This window comes from Maribacter orientalis (genome assembly GCF_900109345.1).
In the GTDB taxonomy this organism is placed as follows: Bacteria; Bacteroidota; Bacteroidia; order Flavobacteriales; family Flavobacteriaceae; genus Maribacter; species Maribacter orientalis.
The window spans coordinates 1-17,427 of sequence record NZ_FNZN01000011.1 but is presented as its reverse complement, the minus strand read 5'-3'; the positions used below and the strand labels follow the sequence as shown (position 1 = coordinate 17,427).

Below are 17,427 nucleotides of genomic sequence, written 5' to 3'. Positions count from 1 at the left end.
TGCGATTTACACAAAGTTAACATAGATTCGATGACTTAGCAATAGTTTTGTGAAATATTCCTAAATCAGTACAACTTAAATTGATAAACGAATATGATACAGCTCTTTATTATAATTTTGGCGAACGCAACTCAAGAGAATTGTTATTGATTAATTATTTTCGCACTATTGCTATCTACTTATGAAAAAAATATCTCTTGCCCTTCTATTATTATTTTGCTTTACACTTGTTGCGCAAGTAGAATATCCTAAAGATGCGTTTAGACCACCTATGGATATTCCTATCATATTAGCTGGAACCTTTGGTGAACTTCGCTCAAATCACTTTCATTCTGGCATTGATATTAAAACACAACAACGCGAAGGCATACCGGTTTTGTCTATTGGCGATGGTACCATTACCCGAATTAAAGTTTCGTTATGGGGTTATGGAAAAGTATTGTACATTGCGCACCCAAATGGCTATACTTCGGTATATGGCCATCTTCAAAAATTTTCCCCTTCAATAGAAGCGTATATTAAGAAGTTACAGTATGATAAAAAATCTTTTGAGGTTGAAGTTTTCCCTGATTATGGAGAATTAAAGGTTGATAAAGGTGAACTTATTGCCTATAGCGGAAATACAGGTGGCTCTGCGGGACCTCATTTACATTTTGAAATTAGAAGCAGCATATCAGAAAAACCAACGAATCCTTTATTATATGGCATTGATGTGGCCGACGCTACCAACCCTATCTTAGAGAAGCTCTTTGTTTATCCTTTGACAGAGAAATCGCATGTAAATGGCAATGACGAAAGAACACAAGTTAATTTCAGTAGAGAAAGTGATGGAACCTATTTAGCAGATAAGGTTACTGCACTAGGCAACATAGGAATAGGGTTTATAGGCTTTGACCGTCTAGATATGGCTGCAAATAAAAATGGAGTTTACTCCGTAGAGCTTAGTGTTAATGGTAAAATATTTTCTCTTTACGATTTCGAATCTTTCTCTTTTGGAGAAACTAGATATATAAACACTCTTGTCGATTATGATTATTTAGGTAGAAATAGGCAACGTATACAGAAAAGCTTTAAGTCGGCCGGCAATAATTTAGGCATCTATAAAGAATTATATAATAACGGAAAAATTGACATTAACGAAGGGTTGAGTTATACTGCAAAGTTATTAATTAAAGATTATGCAGGTAATAAAACAGTACTCAATATACCTATTGAAGGGGTGAAAAACAATGAAACTAGAAGCCGAGAAAAAGAAACCACAGAAAATTACGTAATTGCCAATAAGCCGAATAATTTTGATTTAGGCAGTGCCAAAGTATATTTTCCCACCAATACTTTTTACGAAGATTTCTATATCGATTTAAAAAAAGGAAATGATACTGTTACTATTCATAATAACACGGTACCAGCCCATAGAAATTTCACTATTACTTTTGATGCTTCGAAATATCCAAAAGAAATACAAAAACAATTATTTATTGCAAGACTAGATTCTGAACTTCAACCTAACCATATGAACACCTATAAACGAGGCGATGTATTCACAACTCGTACTAGAAATTTAGGGACATACACCTTAGCTAGAGATTCAGTAGCACCAACCATTCGAACTAAAAACTTCAAGGAAAAACAATGGTTGAATAATTACAAATATTTAAGTGTACAAATAGCGGATGACCTAAGCGGTGTCGACACCTATTCAGCAACTTTAAATGGCGAATGGATTCTAATGGAATACGAGCCTAAGCGAAGAACATTAACTTACAATTTTGACGATAAGATTGCTGATCAGACGCAATGTGTCCTTAAAGTTACCGTTACTGATAATGTAGGTAATGAGAATACCCTTACTACATCTTTTTACAGAAAATAGTATACTTGAAACATTATAGCATTCTTGGCCTTTTTTTATTTCTGTGCAATGCTATTAGTTTTGCTCAAAACGCCACTATTTCGGGTATTGTTCTTGATGAGAATAATCAACCCTTGGCAGATGTAAATATTTCAACCGAAGGAGTTGGTGCCACAACCTCGCCTGACGGATTTTATGTTCTAGAAATAACTGCGGATATAGAAAACACGATTACCTTCTCTCATATTGCCTTTAAGGATTTAATACTGAAAAATTTATTACTCACTACAAATGAAACTTTTGAATTTAACCCTGTTCTAAGAACAGATATCATTCAGATAGACGAAGTATCCGTATCTGCTACAGGTCAACGAACGTTAGAAAACATTTTAAATATTACGCCAGAAACCATTAGAAAAATTCCCGGTGCAAATTCTGGGGTAGAAACAATCTTAAAATTGTTACCAGGTGTATCATCAAACAATGAACTAAGTACACAATATGCAGTTAGGGGCGGTAACTATGATGAAAATCTGGTATACGTAAATGAGATAGAAGTTTATAGGCCTTTTTTAATACGATCAGCACAACAAGAAGGACTCAGTTTTGTAAATAACGATTTAGTTAAAGATGTAAAATTTTCAGCAGGTGGTTTTCAAGTAAAATACGGAGATAAATTAGCTTCCGTTTTAGATATTACATATAAAACTCCTACCCTATTTTCTCTTCGGGCCGATTTAAGTTTTCTAGGTGCTAGCGCTAGTCTTGAGACCGTCTCTAAAAACAATAAATTCAGCTCTGTTTCCGGAATTCGGTATCGTAACAACTCGTTGTTGGTAAATAGTCAGCAAACACAAAGTAATTTCACTCCTTCTTTTACTGATGTGCAAAGCTACTTGACCTATACTGTTTCATCTAAATTACAACTGAACTTTTTAGGCAACTTGGCTGTTAATGATTATACCAATGAACCTTTAAACAGGCAGACCAATTTTGGCACCTTGGAAAATCCGCAAGCATTGGTAGTTTATTACCAAGGGCAGGAGAAAAACAGATATACCACTGCATTAGGAGCCTTAAAAGGGAGTTATTTTCTAAATGAAAATACTACGCTAAAACTAATATCATCTATATATCATACTATCGAAGAAGAATATTCAGATGTAATTGCATCGTATGAATTAGGAGAAGTCGACATTAATTTAGGTAGTGATTCGACAGGTGAAGTTCTTACTTCACGCGGTATTGGATCTCAATTTAATCGTACGAGAAATGATCTAGATGCACTTATCTTTAATGTGGCACATAAAGGTTTTCATACTATGAACAATTCTGTTTTAGAATGGGGCGCTAAATACACACATGAAGATATAAGAGATCAATTAAGAGAATCTGAATTTATAGATTCCGCAGGATTCTCTATAAGACCTCCAAGAGCTGAATTCATTAATAATCAGCCAGCGGAACCATTTGAAGCTCCTTTAGTAGCCTATACTGGTATTAATACATTGAACTTCGTAAAAACGAATCGATTTTCTGGTTTTGTTCAATTAGGTACACAAAAAACTTGGAACGACACAGATATTTACTATAATATAGGAGTACGCTCTCATCATTGGACAGTTAGTGGTACCGATGTTGAAAAAGTATCGCAAACTGTTTTTAGCCCTAGGGCGCAAATCGCCATAAAACCTAATTGGGATAAGGATATGTTATTTCGTTTATCTACAGGTATATATCATCAACCTCCTTTTTATAGAGAATTAAGAGATAGTTCAGGAACCATACAGCCCAACGTAAAAGCGCAGATAGCCTTTCATTTAGTGGCAGGCAATGAGTACAGTTTTTTATTATGGGAACGCCCATTCACTTTAATCAGTGAGGCCTACTATAAAAAATTAGAGAATGTAAATCCGTATACTTTAGAAGATGTACGTATTCGATATTCTGCGAATAATGACACAGAAGCTTATGTATATGGTGCTGAAGTAAGAATGAACGGTGCATTTGTACCAGGAACGGAATCTTGGGTAAGTATCGGATACTTAAAAACTGAAGAAAATAGAAATAACCGAGGGTACATACCTAGACCTACAGACCAGCGCTTAAAATTGGGGATTCTTTTTCAAGATTATATTCCTACAATTCCTGATTTAAAAATGTATTTGAACCTAGTATATCAAACAGGGGTTACTGGTGGGTCACCAAGTTATGCAGACCCATACATTTTTCAGAATAGATTAAGAGATTATAAACGTGCAGATTTAGGAATTTCCTATATTTTTGCAAGTAAGGATAAACAATACCCAACAACACACTGGCTTCATTCTTTTAAAGAATTAAGCTTTGGTTTCGAAATATTCAATTTATTCAATAATCAAAATTCAATAACAAATACTTGGGTGAGAGACGCAGACAGTAAGAACGAATATGCGGTTCCTAATTATCTAACATCAAGAGTATTAAATTTAAGATTAGGAATACGTCTTTAAAAAAATCAAATGAAAAGAATACTTTTTTTTATAACATTACTTTCTTGCTTTACTGTAATGGCTCAAAAGAACATTTACGAAAGCCCTAATTTTGATGATTTAAGTGCTGACCATAACCTTTTGGCTATAATTCCTTTTCTCACCAATTTAGACCTTAATGAAAAAGTGACTAAATCAGAACAGAAAAGACTGGAGCAAAACGAAGGCTATGCAGTACAGAATGCCCTAGAAACTTATTTTTCTAAACGTAGTAAAAAGAAAAAGCTACCTGTACAATTTCAAAATATAAAAAACACAACTGCTATTTTAGCACAGAACAATATCACCTATGAAAATATTGATGTGTACACAACAAAGCAGCTTAGTGAAATCTTAGGAGTTGATGGTATAATTAGTGGCACCTTAGATTTAAACATCTTATTGTCTAGTGGTGTACCAACCGAGTTTAGCTTTACAGATTATATCTCGGGTGGTGCTAATTACGGCCGCATCGGTATAAAAATCAGTGATGGCAAATCGGGTAAATTATTGTGGAAATACGAAAAGGAAATCAATAAAAAGACAGGCAAAAATACCACTGATCTGATTGACCGTATGATGAAATTAGCTATTCGTAAATTTCCATATGAAAGAGAACGCAAACGTGACCGAATTAAAAATTAATTAAGCCTCAATAATATCTTTCAATACACCAATCGTATAGTCAATTTCCTCTTTTGTATTATACGTTGAAAATGAAAAACGAACTGAAGGTTTTTTTAGATCTTCTTCAGATAAAATTTGGGTTAGAACATGTGACCCGGCATCACTGCCAGATTGACACGCACTGCCCTTTGAGCAAGCAATACCTTTAATATCTAAATTGAATAATAACATCATTGCTTTCTCTTCAGAAATAGGCAAGCATACATTAACCAACGTATAAGTGCTTTTTTCCATATCGCCAGAATAGCCATTGAATTTGGCATTTGGAATATCCTTATTCACTTTATATATAAAGTATTGCTTAAGTCCTTCTACATACTTTTTTTCATCCTCTAAGTGCTCATATGCATGCACAAAAGCCTCCTCTAAGCCAACGATATTATGAAAAGATTCGGTACCTGCTCTAAGACCACGTTCTTGAGAACCACCAGAAATCATACAATGCAATCCTGAATTTTTACGAATAAAAGCAAAGCCTATTCCTTTAGGCCCATGAAATTTATGCGCAGCAGCAGCTAAGAAATCAATAGGAAATGCCTTCACATCCCAATTATAATGACCTAAAGACTGTACTGTATCCGAATGTACTAATGCACCGTATTTTTTTGATAAAATAGTAATAGCTTCTAAATCTATTTTATTTCCAATTTCGTTATTTACATGCATTAAGCTCACCAGTTTTTTAGAATCATCACTTTGTAATAAGGTTTCTAAATGAGCCATATCAGGATTACCAAAAGCATCCAAATTCACGAATAGCAATTTAATTAAACCCTTTTGTTCCAATTCTTCAACCGTATGCAAAACAGCATGATGTTCAATTTTGGTAGTAATAATCGTTTTAACCTCTAAATCACGCACTGCACACCGCAGTATCATGTTATCGGCTTCAGTGCCACCAGAGGTGAAAATAATTTCAGAAGGCTGAGCGTTAATATACTTAGCAATAGTTTTTCTAGCACTTTCAATAGCAGTTTTCGCTGTTCTACCAAAACTATGTGTAGAAGATGGATTTCCATATGAATTTGCTAAAGCATCTTGCATTTTGGCGATAACCGTTTTATGCACTTGTGTAGTTGCTGCGTTGTCTAAATATACATGTTTCATATAAGCGTACTCTTTAATATCTAAAGCACAAAAATAGCTCAATTAAAGTTAATTAACCCATAAATGACAGCCATGCTACTTATAGGTTTCCAAATTTTAAATTAAATTTGAATTATGAAAAAATACCTCTTTATTGGTTGTTCAATTTTATTTTTTGGTTGTAATGACGGTGATTTACAAATAGAAACTGTTAATTTTGATAGTATTGATACTGTTCAAAACTGTGATGTTGTGTCCATTTTAACTTCGAATGTCTTGTTCAAAATAAATGGTGATGAAGCTTTAATTATTACATTACCCAGCGGACTTTTGAAAAATACAGTAACTACAACCGACATAGAAAGCGCCGTACCTGGAAACTCGCAGGTCAGCTACCGAATATTTTCAGATAATGTAACTAGTGCATATTTCTGTGATTCACCACCACCACTAACACCAACTGTTATGGAAGAAATTGAAGCTCAAGGTGGAAGCGTAATAGTTACTACGAGTTCTACCGATAATATAACTTTTACGCATACTATTAAATTAAGCGGAATTTCTTTTTTAAATGAAAATGGGAGCAGAATTACTGATTTACAAATAAATGAATTTGGAACAGTAACTACCGGAGGTTAATTTAGAAATTCTGAAAAATATAAACCTCAGTAGCACCTAGGCCATATTTTTGATAATCGGCATCATAAAATTTAACGTTGTCGTATTTTCCAAACAAATAACCCAATTCTTCTTTAAGCACCCCTTCACCTACCCCGTGTATAAAAACAATCTTTTGAATTCGTTTACTAATAGCAAAATCTAATTGTCTTTTAGCCGTATCTAATTGTAGGTTCAGCATTTCAAATTTTCCTATCTGTTTAGGGTTTTTCACTAACTGATTTATATGGAGATCAACCTCCATTTTAGGGGCAGTTCTTTCTTTCACCCTAAGCACTGTAGCCTTTTTACGCTTTGGTAGTTCTTTTTCCTTTTTAATTTCGGCAATTTCAGAATTCGAAACACGAATCTCATTTGAGATACAAACCAATTCTTTGGCCATGAAATCTAGCGAAAATCCATCATCACTAACTATCGTTATTTGTTCACCATTAATTGATTCAACAACGCCCTTTATAACGTCGTCAATAGTTTCTACGATATCACCTATCTGAAAATGAGACATATTTTTATTTTGTATGCTCAAAAATAATGGTAATTTTCCGACTTATAATTCAAATTAAAAATGCGATTTAAAGCGGTAGTTATTATTTTGGGATTGGAAAACTTTATGTTGCCTTGTTTTACTAAACAAATAATAGGTATAGACTGTCCTGGTTGTGGCCTACAACGTTCAGCATTATTTTTGCTAAAAGGAGAATTTTGGAACGCTTTTCATATGTATCCGGCTATTTATCCTATGTTATTGTTATTTACCTTTTTAGGTCTCAATAAGTTATCCCCCATAAAATATTCTAATGCCATTACGATTACACTTATGATTAGCACCGTAGGTTTTATATTGACCAATTACATTTTAAAATTTATCTAACTAAACCCTTAAATTATGGAACAACAAAAATTACCTAATGTTACTTTAGCATTAGTACTTTCTATTTTAGGATTTTTATGTTGCTGTTTCGCAGGATTACCCGGAATTATTCTAGGAGGAATCGCTTTGTTTTTAGTAAATAAAGATGAAAAAACGTATCAACTAAACCCTGAAAATTATTCAAATTTTAGCACCTTAAAAACGACTAAAATAATTGCTATTGTTGTTCTTGCAATAGGCGTTATTTATTTCTTAATGACAGCATGGTCAATTTACCAAACGGGTTGGGATGTACAAATGGAACAATCCAGGCAACTTTTAGAACAATGGGGAATTGAAGAATAAAATATTAATTGAATAACATTCATGATAAATTAATGGACAATTCTGTAGAATACAAATCAATACCAGGCGCCAGTAATGCCCTTACTTTTGGTATATTATCTATCGTTTTAACCTTATTCTGTTGTGGCCCCTTCGGAGCTATTTTCAGTATAATTGGTTTAAGCAATGCGAAAAAAGCTAAGAACTTTTATGAAGCAAATCCTGGAAATTATAGGGGTTATGAAAATGTAAATACCGGTAAGATTTTATCTTATATTGGGCTTGCATTAGCCGTGATTCTTTTAATATTTACAATTATTTATTTTGGATTGATTATCGCATTTTTTGCGACTGCAGATTTCCAATAATTAAATTATAATCAAAAAATCCCCGATTTTCATCGGGGATTTTTTATTTCTATTTTTTAAACTCTTTAAGTGTTTTAATAATTATGGAAACACAATCTAGAAGTTCTTCCTTCGTCATGACCAAAGGCGGTGCAAAACGAATAATATTACCATGAGTAGGCTTAGCAAGAAGTCCATTCTCCTTTAGAGCCATACAAATATCCCAGGCCGTACTACTTTCTTCGGTATCATTAATTAAAATTGCATTTAAAAGACCTTTACCACGAACACTATTTACCAAATCAGTAGTGGCTATAAATTTGTTTAGCTCATCTCTAAAAAGCTCACCTAATATAAAGGCATTATCCGCTAGCTTTTCATCCTTCACTACTTCTAAGGCTGCCATACCTACTGCAGCAGCAATAGGGTTTCCGCCAAACGTACTTCCATGATTACCTGGCTGAATTACATTCATAATAGCATCGTTAGCTAATACGGCAGAAACAGGATAAGCACCACCAGATAATGCTTTTCCTAAAATTAATATATCTGGTTTTGTTTCAGGTGTACCACTACAATGCTTGTCTTCGCAAGAGCAATTACCACAAGTAGCCAATAAACGCCCTGTTCTTGCAATACCTGTTTGAACTTCATCAGCAATAAAAAGCACATTATACTTTTCACATAGTGCTTTCGCGCCACTAAGATATCCAGCAGAAGGCACATAAACTCCTGCTTCACCTTGTATAGGCTCGACCAAAAATCCTGCAACATTTTTGTTTGCTTTCAACACCTCTTCTAGGGCTTTCAGATTATCATATTCTATTTTTATGAATCCGTCTGTATAAGGACCGAAATTTTTACGTGCGACAGCATCGTTTGAAAAAGAAATAATAGTTGTTGTACGACCATGAAAATTATTCTCACAAACTACTATTTCTGCCATATTCTCAGCAATACCTTTCTTTTCATAAGCCCACTTTCTACAAATTTTTAGAGCTGTCTCAACAGCTTCTGCACCTGTATTCATTGGTAAAAGCTTATCGAAATGAAAAGTTTCGGTTGCATACTTTTCATACTTGCCCAACATATCATTATAAAACGCTCTTGACGTCAACGATAATGTTTTAGCCTGTTCTGTCATCGCATTTACGATTTTTGGATGACAATGACCTTGATTTACTGCTGAATAGGCAGAAAGAAAATCATAATATTTTTTTCCTTCCACATCCCAAACAAATACTCCTTCACCCCTACTTAATACTACGGGTAATGGATGGTAGTTGTGAGCTCCATGTTTTTCTTCTAATGCAATAGCATCCTTAGAAGAGATGTTTTCTAAAATTGACATGATAAAAATTACTTTAAATAAAACTTTAGCAATTCCTTCTATACCTTTTTCCTTTCGAAGAGTCGAAAATTCAGCGTGGGAGAGAAATCATCCTTGTAGCAACTCAAAAATACAAATAATTGCAATCAAAAATAAAAATTACGGCGAATGGTTTCAATATCTTGTTAATACTATCAACAACAGTATTCTCAATCCAAAGAAACCTTTTATTTTTGCGGCATGCGAAAAAAGACAAATCGAGAGATTTTTGAAAATGTTACGGTAGTAGATGCGGCAGCCAAAGGTAAAACCATTGGAAAAGCACCCGATGGTAGGGTTATATTTTTAACCAATACCGTACCAGGAGATGTGGTTGATGTTCAAACAACAAAAAAACGTAAAGCTTATTTCGAAGGAAAAGCAATTAAATTTCATTCTTTTTCAGATAAAAGAGTTGACCCGGTTTGCCAACATTTTGGTGTGTGTGGTGGATGTAAATGGCAAGACATGGGTTACGAGCACCAACTTTTCTATAAGCAGAAAGAGGTAGAAAATAACTTAATAAGAATTGGCCATCTAGATTTGCCAGAACTAACACCCATTCTTGGCTCTAAAGAACAATATTTCTACAGAAATAAAATGGAATTTTCTTTTTCAGATAGCCGTTGGTTAACATTAAATGAAATACAATCTGACGACCAAATTGAAGATAAAAATGCCCTAGGTTTTCACATACCTGGCATGTGGGATAAAATATTGGACATTAAAAAATGTCATCTTCAAAAAGATCCATCAAATGCTATTCGGTTAGAGACAAAAAAATTCGCTATTGATAATGGATTAACTTTTTTTAATCCTAGAAACCAATATGGCATGTTACGAACCTTAATGATTCGCACCTCTTCTAACGGTGAAATTATGGTTCTAATTCAATTCTTTGAAAATGATGAAAACAAAAGAGAACTACTTTTAAATCATCTTTCAATCACCTTTCCTGAAATAACGTCTCTATTATATGTTATCAATCCAAAACAGAATGATACTATATATGATCAAGAAATAATTTGTTTTGCGGGTAGGGACCATATTTTCGAGGAAATGGAAGGACTTAAGTTCAAGATTAATGCTAAATCTTTCTACCAAACTAATTCAGAACAAGCATACGAATTATATAAAATAACAAGAAATTTTGCTGATTTAAAAGGTGATGAACTTGTTTATGACCTTTATACAGGTACTGGCACAATCGCCCAATTCGTGTCTAAAAAAGCTAAGAAAGTAGTGGGTATTGAATCGGTTCCTGAAGCAATATTAGACGCAAAGGCAAATGCGGTACGTAATAATATCAACAATGTAGACTTCTTTGTTGGGGATATGAAAAATGTCTTCAATGAACAGTTTATTGCACAGAATGGTGTCCCAGATGTAATTATTACTGATCCACCTCGAGATGGTATGCATAAAGATGTGGTACAACAAATACTAAAAATTGCGCCTAATAAGGTAGTATATGTTAGCTGTAATAGTGCAACCCAAGCAAGAGATTTGGAAATGATGAAAGAAAAGTACGTGATAACAAAAGTGCAACCTGTAGATATGTTTCCACAAACCCACCACGTCGAAAATGTTGTACTTTTAGAAAAGAAAGTTTAAAATGAGAAGTTTTCGAATTGGCATACTACTATTTATAGGCATATTAGCTGTAGCTTCTTGTGAGAAAGATGATATTTGTGTAGAAGGCGATACACCTTTGTTGGTCATAGAATTTTATAATATCAACGACACATCGGCTTTAAAAACCGTACCTACATTAAGGGTTGTTGGTGTTGGTCAAAACGTAACCGTAAGTACCGTTGCCGATAGAACGGCGTTGAATACCATATCTATTCCATTAAAAACAGATGTCGACGTTACAAGTTTTATAATGATCTCAGCTTCAGCTTCAGCAGAAGACGGTTCAGAGACAGGCAATATAGATACCGTTAATTTCTCTTATAAAAGGTTAGAAGATTTTTTATCTCGCGGATGTGGTTTTGTGGTTAACTATGATAGTTTGCAAGCAAATGTATCAGCTGACACCAATAATTGGATTAAAGATATAGAAATAATAAGATCACAAGTTATCAATTCAGATTCTACACATGTCAAGATTTTTCATTAATCTTTATTTTTTATTTTTCGTATTCTTGGCGATTGGCCAAAGCAAACCGATAGACCTTAATCCAAAAGATACTGTTGAATATAACCAGTCTTATGGCATAAGCCTAGGGTTAGATCTAAGCCGAATTATAATATCTTCGTTAGCCGATAATTATAGGGGTTTTGAAATAGTTGCAGATTATAGATTGACTCAAAATTTATATATCGCAGCTGAATTAGGTAACGAAGAAAAAACAAGACAAGAAGACCTATTTAATTTTACCACATCAGGTAGTTATTTAAAAGTAGGTGTTAATAAAAATAATTATGCAAATTGGTATGGCGAGCGCAATCTAATTTATTTAGGAGGAAGATTGGCTTTTAGCACTTTCGAAAATACATTAAACAATTACCAATACTTTGACACGAACCGTTATTGGAACCCAGATGATTTTGCTACTGGCTCTGATGTTCCCGAAAAATTTTCAGGGCTTTCTGCTACATGGCTAGAAGCTGTTTTTGGAACTAAAGTTGAGCTATTTTCCAATATTTATATGGGAGCCAGCATTCGTTTAGGAATAATTTTAGCACAAAAGGAAGATGACCGTTTCCCAAATTTATGGATACCGGGATTTAACAAAGTTACCGATAACAGCCGTTTCGGTGTAGGATATAATTATAGTATTTCTTATTTCTTACCATTATACAAGAAAAAGAATAAAGTAAAAAAGAAAATTGATCAAGCCGAGAATGAAGTCGAAGAATTATAGTTCTTTAAAGCCTTTCAAGAAAATCCATTTCATTACAATTTTATCTACACCTTCTTTTTTTACTACTGCAAACTTGGGAGCAAGAAAAGATGCCGCTATCGCTGCAATTAAAGACATATAGAACGAATCTAGCTTTAGAAATAAGCTTAATCCAAATCGAAACAAGACAAAAAGAATAGCAAATCCTAAAAAATTAAAGACAAGTACTTTGTGTTTAGGTTTCATTCTTCGTTATTCTTTTGATGTTTAGCTTTTTTGCTACCCTCATACATTTCGTATTTAACCAAACGTGATTCTAAATGGCTATTAAATACTTTTATTTTACGAGAAGGTCGAAGGCCCACAAACTTTAAAGCAGGAAGATTACTGGTTATAAACCATGCATTAGTACCAGGATATCCTTGTTTTAAGGTGTCTCCAATGGCGCTATAGAAATTTTCCATCTCTATATCCAATCGTTCTCCATATGGCGGGTTGAAGCACATATGTAAGGTACCTTCAGATTCCTTTTCAGTTTTGAAAAAATCTTTTCTTTCTACGGTAATATAATCTGTCAGGTTTGCATTTTCAATATTATCCAATGCTTTTCTTACCGCAGAAGGTGCCTTATCGTATCCAATTATCTTATGATGAAACTCTCTAGTTTTCTTTAAACTCGAATCAATAATTTTCTCATATAATTCAGCATCGAAGTCCGACCACTTTTCAAAAGCGAATCCTTTTCTATTAATATTCGCTGGAATATTACATGCAATCATAGCCGCCTCTGTCAACATAGTACCACTACCACACATGGGATCAAGAAAATCACATTGACCGTCCCAACCACTCAAAAGCAATAATCCAGAAGCTAATACCTCGTTTATTGGTGCAATATTAGTTGCCGTACGATAGCCCCTACGATGTAACGAGCTACCAGAACTATCTAAAGAAACATTACACTCATTATTATGAATATGTATATTAATACGTAAATCTGGGTCCTTTATATCTACATCTGGTCGTGTCCCTTCAGTATCGCGAAACTTGTCAACTATTGCATCCTTGGTTTTTTGTGATACATATAAAGAATGGGTAAACTCTTCAGAATTGACCGTAGTATCTATGGCAAAGGTTTCACTGACAGAAAGATATTCTGTCCAGTCCATTGCATAAATCTTTTTATATAAGTCATTTTCATCTCTAACCCGAAATGAATGTATAGGCTTAATAATCTTTATAGCTGTTCTTAGACATAAATTTGCCTTGTACATAAAACCCAAATCCCCTTCGAAAGATACATTACGCACACCCTCGATAACATTACTAGCACCAAGATTTCTAAGTTCTTTAGATAGTAGTTCCTCAAAACCAAATAGGGTCTTTGCGACCATTTTAAAATTATTACCCATATCTACTTTTTCTCGTACCGCAAAAATACGCTAATTTTGACGCTAGATTAATTTAAGACCTATTTCCTTTTATTTAAGCCTAAGCAGCATTTACATGATTTATATTTTACCTGTTCTGGGAGTGCTCCTGAGTTTTCTTTTTGTGGTGATAACCAAACCTCAAAAAAATGAATATTTCAAACTTCTATTAGCGTTTAGTGGCGCATTTTTATTGGCACTAACGATATTTGAATTACTACCTGAGGTATACAACCACAGTGATCCAAAAACGATTGGAATATTTATAATGTTAGGAATACTTTTTCAAATATTTCTTGAATTCTTTTCTAAGGGTGCAGAACATGGTCATGTACATATTTCAAAGGATAGTACAAATTTTCCATGGTTACTATTCATTAGTCTTTGTATACATTCTTTATTAGAAGGCTTACCGATTGGCTCGAACGATACTATTATTTATGGTATTTTAATTCATAAAATTCCGATAGCTATTATTCTGAGTATCTTTTTACTAGGTTCTAATATTAAACCATTTCATGCAGGGTTATTCATGTTCCTTTTTTCAGTTATGACCCCTATTGGAACCTTTTTAGCACATACTGTAGAAATATTGTCTACATATGCGGTCTATCTAAATGCATTGGTAATAGGCGTGTTCTTACATATTTCTACTGTAATTTTATTTGAAAGCTCTGAAGGCCATAAGTTTAACTTACGCAAACTATTAGTCATCATTTTTGGTATAACTATAGCTTATTTTTTATAAATGTTCAGTAAGGAAGATTCTAGAAAATTACGTGAAGAATTTTGGATTGCCTTCGGAAAGTCATTCCCGAACAAATGGATTTTATACAAAACTAAAATAAAAGGCTTATCCTTTAAATTTCATTTCGATTTAAGAATGGCAATGGTATCCATAGATGTTGATACCGATTTTGAGCAACGGATAAAAGTTTGGGAAAAATTAGTAGCACTAAAGTCTATATTATTAGATGAGTATCTTCCAGAAGCAGTTTATGAAGATTTCTTTTTATTAGATAATAAAAAAGAAATTTCAAGAATCTATGTAGAATTAATAAATGTATCTATCCACAACAAAAATACTTGGAGAGAAACAATGGAGTTTTTAAATCAATCTATGCTTAAGATTGAGATATTTTTTGAAGAGTATAATGACATCATTGATTCTTAGCTTTTAATACCCTAACACCTAATAATTATTTTTTGTTTTTATATTACATCTAAGTATATAAAAAACCAATGACTCACTGCGCCACCTAGCACGAACAAGTGCCATATAAAGTGATTATAAGGAATCTTTTTTATAGCGTAAAATATTATACCAACAGTGTAAAATACCCCGCCAAGCATAAGAAGTTGAATACCATTTTCTGAGGTATTCTTAATTAGATTATCCAAATCAAAAACTATAAGCCAGCCCATTACCAAATAAAGCAATAAAGACAGAATTTCATATTTACCAGTGAAAAACAGTTTTAAAAATGTTCCAAACAAGGCAATACCCCATACCGTAAAAAAAATAAACCAACCATTACCATCAATTAAGGTAATTAGTGCTACAGGAGTATAAGTACCTGCGATTAGGTAATAAATATTAATATGATCAAGGATTCTCAGTCTATGCTTCCAAACTCTGTTAGTAACACCGTGATAAACGGTAGAAACCGTAAGCATACTAATTAATGTAATACTATAAATGACTACACCAGATACCGCATAGAAAGATTTAAAACTATTCTCTTTTAGTAAAATTACCATGGCAAAAATTGCCAAAATGGAACCTACCGCATGAGAAAAGACATTAAGCTTCTCATGTTCTTCAATCGTGTCTAAATATGACATTAATATCTTTTATTTATATCGTTTACCATGTTTAATTACCATATCTACATCTTGCAAAAGACTTATATATCGTAACACATCACCTTTTACAGCTATAATATCAGCATATTTACCAGGAGTTATTGTACCTACTTTATCTGATACTCCCATCCATAATGATGGCCAATATGTAGCGCCACGAATTGCATACATTGGATCAATTCCAAATTCATTTACCCAGACATCGAGCTCATTCCAAGTCGATTGACTATGAAATTTCATTGGTATTCCACTATCGGTACCAACCATTAAAACAACACCAGCATTTAATAATTGATTTACTTTAGTCTCAAGAGTGGGTCTTCGACTTGAAGTTAATTGAAAATATGGAAGACGATCAGAATGTTCAATACTTTTTTTAATATCCGTTACCACACTATCCGGTAAACCTCTATGCCAAGAATCCTCATCAATAAATTCAGGATTATCTCGCATATATTCATAATTATACAATACTTCTACTGTAGGTGTCCAAAATAATGGGCCCTGGCTCATATCTGCAGTACGCTCCTTTATCATTTCCATAATATCATTAGGGTATTCAGGTGCAGATGATAAACCAGTATGTTCAAAACAATCGGCACCAGCCATTAATCCTCTTCTAATCTCCTCAGGTCTATGACTATGAGCTACAACTTTTAAATTGTTCTTATGGGCTTCATCTACTATAGCCTGAACTTCTGCCATCGACATTTGATCTTGGTCAATTAGCTTAATCATATCGACACCTGCGGCAGCTAGTTTTCTTATTTTCTTTCGCGCATCTTCAACACCATCAATTCCCCATCTAAAATCTTCTGTCCCAGGATAAGGTTTATGCTGAATAAACGGTCCTGACACATATAAAGTGGCTCCAGGAATCTCACCGTTATTAATTGCATCCCTTACCGCAATACTTTCTTTTAAAGGTGCACCTAGATCACGTGCACTAGTAACACCAGCCATTAATAATTGATGAGCAGAAGATGGCATGATAGTTTTTTCTAAAAGAGGTGGATAGGTTTTATCCCAATATGCATAATCTGCATGGCCATTTAACATCGTATGAACATGCATATCCCATAAGCCAGGTAAAACACTCATTCCTTCCGTAGAAATAATCTCTGCATTATCAGGGATTTCTGTGTTGTCTTGATTACCCACAGAAACTATTTTTTGTCCCTCTATAATAATGACACTATTCTTAATAGGCTCTGAACCAAAGCCATCTATAAGAGTGCCACCTACCAGAGCTTTAATATTATTTTCTTGGGCTATACCCAAGATTCCCATGGAACCCAGAAGAAGTAAGCAGAATATCCTTTTCATATTGTTTATTTTGATATTTAAATATACTAAAAGGAATTACTCGGTAAAAGATTATCTGTTTTTCGGGCATAAAAAAACCCCTTACATTTCTGTAAGGGGCTTTCGAAAAAGGCGGCTACCTACTCTCCCACTTGGTATAGCAGTACCATCGGCGCAAACGGTCTTAACTTCCCTGTTCGGAATGGTAAGGGGTGGGCCCCGTCGCCATGGCCACCTAAGTTTTGGATCGGGA

The 17,427-nt window shown here is 33.9% G+C and carries 19 protein-coding genes and 1 rRNA gene; 12 read left to right on the top strand and 8 right to left on the bottom strand.

Annotated features, from left to right (window positions below; translation table 11 throughout):
• Positions 1-181: 181 nt before the first annotated feature.
• Genes BMY56_RS16810 through BMY56_RS16800 form a run of 3 tightly spaced genes read left to right on the top strand, consistent with a single transcriptional unit; the run spans position 182 to position 5,007 of the window.
• Positions 182-1,873 carry a M23 family metallopeptidase gene (locus BMY56_RS16810; RefSeq protein ID WP_091626955.1) on the top strand — a complete coding sequence of 564 codons (1,692 nt, stop codon included), beginning with the start codon at positions 182-184 and terminating at the stop codon, positions 1,871-1,873.
• A 5-nt stretch (positions 1,874-1,878) separates the two neighbouring features.
• Complete coding sequence (locus BMY56_RS16805) at positions 1,879-4,344, top strand: TonB-dependent receptor (RefSeq protein WP_091626952.1); 2,466 nt, start codon at positions 1,879-1,881, stop codon at positions 4,342-4,344.
• Positions 4,345-4,353: 9 nt separating this feature from the next.
• Positions 4,354-5,007 (top strand): hypothetical protein, encoded by a 654-nt coding sequence (locus BMY56_RS16800; RefSeq protein WP_091626949.1) that lies wholly within the window; start codon positions 4,354-4,356, stop codon positions 5,005-5,007.
• Here BMY56_RS16800 and BMY56_RS16795 read toward each other — a convergent pair whose 3' ends face one another.
• A complete protein-coding gene (locus tag BMY56_RS16795; RefSeq protein WP_091626947.1) occupies positions 5,008-6,156 on the bottom strand; it encodes a cysteine desulfurase family protein in 1,149 nt (382 codons plus the stop codon).
• A 114-nt stretch (positions 6,157-6,270) separates the two neighbouring features.
• Here BMY56_RS16795 and BMY56_RS16790 point away from each other — a divergent pair, with 114 nt between their 5' ends.
• Positions 6,271-6,774 carry a hypothetical protein gene (locus tag BMY56_RS16790; protein WP_091626944.1) on the top strand — a complete coding sequence of 168 codons (504 nt, stop codon included), beginning with the start codon at positions 6,271-6,273 and terminating at the stop codon, positions 6,772-6,774.
• A 1-nt stretch (position 6,775) separates the two neighbouring features.
• Here BMY56_RS16790 and BMY56_RS16785 read toward each other — a convergent pair whose 3' ends face one another.
• Positions 6,776-7,318: a Smr/MutS family protein gene (locus tag BMY56_RS16785; RefSeq protein WP_091626941.1), complete on the bottom strand. Its 543-nt coding sequence runs from the start codon at positions 7,316-7,318 to the stop codon at positions 6,776-6,778.
• 60 nt (positions 7,319-7,378) lie between these two features.
• Here BMY56_RS16785 and BMY56_RS16780 point away from each other — a divergent pair, with 60 nt between their 5' ends.
• Genes BMY56_RS16780 through BMY56_RS16770 form a run of 3 tightly spaced genes read left to right on the top strand, consistent with a single transcriptional unit; the run spans position 7,379 to position 8,376 of the window.
• Positions 7,379-7,684, top strand: coding sequence for a DUF2752 domain-containing protein (locus BMY56_RS16780; protein WP_091626937.1), 306 nt, complete (start codon positions 7,379-7,381; stop codon positions 7,682-7,684).
• Between the two features lie 15 nt (positions 7,685-7,699).
• Entirely contained in the window at positions 7,700-8,029 is a 330-nt protein-coding gene (locus BMY56_RS16775; RefSeq protein WP_091626934.1) for a CCC motif membrane protein, read from the top strand.
• A gap of 8 nt (positions 8,030-8,037) precedes the next feature.
• Positions 8,038-8,376 (top strand): CCC motif membrane protein, encoded by a 339-nt coding sequence (locus BMY56_RS16770; RefSeq protein WP_317040639.1) that lies wholly within the window; start codon positions 8,038-8,040, stop codon positions 8,374-8,376.
• A gap of 49 nt (positions 8,377-8,425) precedes the next feature.
• Here BMY56_RS16770 and rocD read toward each other — a convergent pair whose 3' ends face one another.
• Positions 8,426-9,706, bottom strand: a complete 1,281-nt coding sequence (gene rocD, locus BMY56_RS16765; RefSeq protein ID WP_091626929.1) for an ornithine--oxo-acid transaminase — start codon at positions 9,704-9,706, stop codon at positions 8,426-8,428.
• Between the two features lie 219 nt (positions 9,707-9,925).
• On the opposite strand from rocD, the gene rlmD reads away from it, so the two are divergent.
• Genes rlmD through BMY56_RS16745 form a run of 3 tightly spaced genes read left to right on the top strand, consistent with a single transcriptional unit; the run spans position 9,926 to position 12,594 of the window.
• Positions 9,926-11,338 carry a 23S rRNA (uracil(1939)-C(5))-methyltransferase RlmD gene (rlmD, locus tag BMY56_RS16755; protein WP_091626924.1) on the top strand — a complete coding sequence of 471 codons (1,413 nt, stop codon included), beginning with the start codon at positions 9,926-9,928 and terminating at the stop codon, positions 11,336-11,338.
• A gap of 1 nt (position 11,339) precedes the next feature.
• Entirely contained in the window at positions 11,340-11,846 is a 507-nt protein-coding gene (locus BMY56_RS16750; protein ID WP_091626921.1) for a DUF6452 family protein, read from the top strand.
• Positions 11,827-12,594 (top strand): DUF6048 family protein, encoded by a 768-nt coding sequence (locus tag BMY56_RS16745; RefSeq protein ID WP_091626918.1) that lies wholly within the window; start codon positions 11,827-11,829, stop codon positions 12,592-12,594. The genes BMY56_RS16750 and BMY56_RS16745 overlap by 20 nt, the downstream gene beginning before the upstream one ends.
• Here the strand turns inward: BMY56_RS16745 and BMY56_RS16740 are convergent.
• Positions 12,589-12,819, bottom strand: a complete 231-nt coding sequence (locus BMY56_RS16740) for a hypothetical protein (RefSeq protein ID WP_091626914.1) — start codon at positions 12,817-12,819, stop codon at positions 12,589-12,591. The two genes, BMY56_RS16745 and BMY56_RS16740, sit on opposite strands and share 6 nt — an antisense overlap.
• On the bottom strand, positions 12,816-13,985 hold the full coding sequence (locus BMY56_RS16735) for a THUMP domain-containing class I SAM-dependent RNA methyltransferase (RefSeq protein ID WP_091626911.1): 1,170 nt from the start codon (positions 13,983-13,985) through the stop codon (positions 12,816-12,818). The genes BMY56_RS16740 and BMY56_RS16735 overlap by 4 nt, the downstream gene beginning before the upstream one ends.
• Before the next feature lie 94 nt (positions 13,986-14,079).
• On the opposite strand from BMY56_RS16735, the gene BMY56_RS16730 reads away from it, so the two are divergent.
• Both BMY56_RS16730 and BMY56_RS16725 read left to right on the top strand, forming a co-directional pair.
• Positions 14,080-14,751 carry a ZIP family metal transporter gene (locus BMY56_RS16730; protein WP_091626908.1) on the top strand — a complete coding sequence of 224 codons (672 nt, stop codon included), beginning with the start codon at positions 14,080-14,082 and terminating at the stop codon, positions 14,749-14,751.
• Complete coding sequence (locus BMY56_RS16725) at positions 14,752-15,177, top strand: DUF4268 domain-containing protein (RefSeq protein WP_091626906.1); 426 nt, start codon at positions 14,752-14,754, stop codon at positions 15,175-15,177.
• A 38-nt stretch (positions 15,178-15,215) separates the two neighbouring features.
• Here BMY56_RS16725 and trhA read toward each other — a convergent pair whose 3' ends face one another.
• The 3 genes from trhA to rrf form a co-directional block, all read right to left on the bottom strand.
• Positions 15,216-15,848 carry a PAQR family membrane homeostasis protein TrhA gene (gene trhA, locus BMY56_RS16720; protein WP_091626903.1) on the bottom strand — a complete coding sequence of 211 codons (633 nt, stop codon included), beginning with the start codon at positions 15,846-15,848 and terminating at the stop codon, positions 15,216-15,218.
• A gap of 9 nt (positions 15,849-15,857) precedes the next feature.
• The gene (locus BMY56_RS16715) at positions 15,858-17,195 is read right to left on the bottom strand and encodes an amidohydrolase family protein (protein WP_091626900.1); all 1,338 of its coding nucleotides are present in this window, start codon (positions 17,193-17,195) and stop codon (positions 15,858-15,860) included.
• A 106-nt stretch (positions 17,196-17,301) separates the two neighbouring features.
• Positions 17,302-17,413: ribosomal RNA gene (gene rrf, locus BMY56_RS16710) — 5S ribosomal RNA — on the bottom strand.
• Positions 17,414-17,427 lie beyond the last annotated feature (14 nt).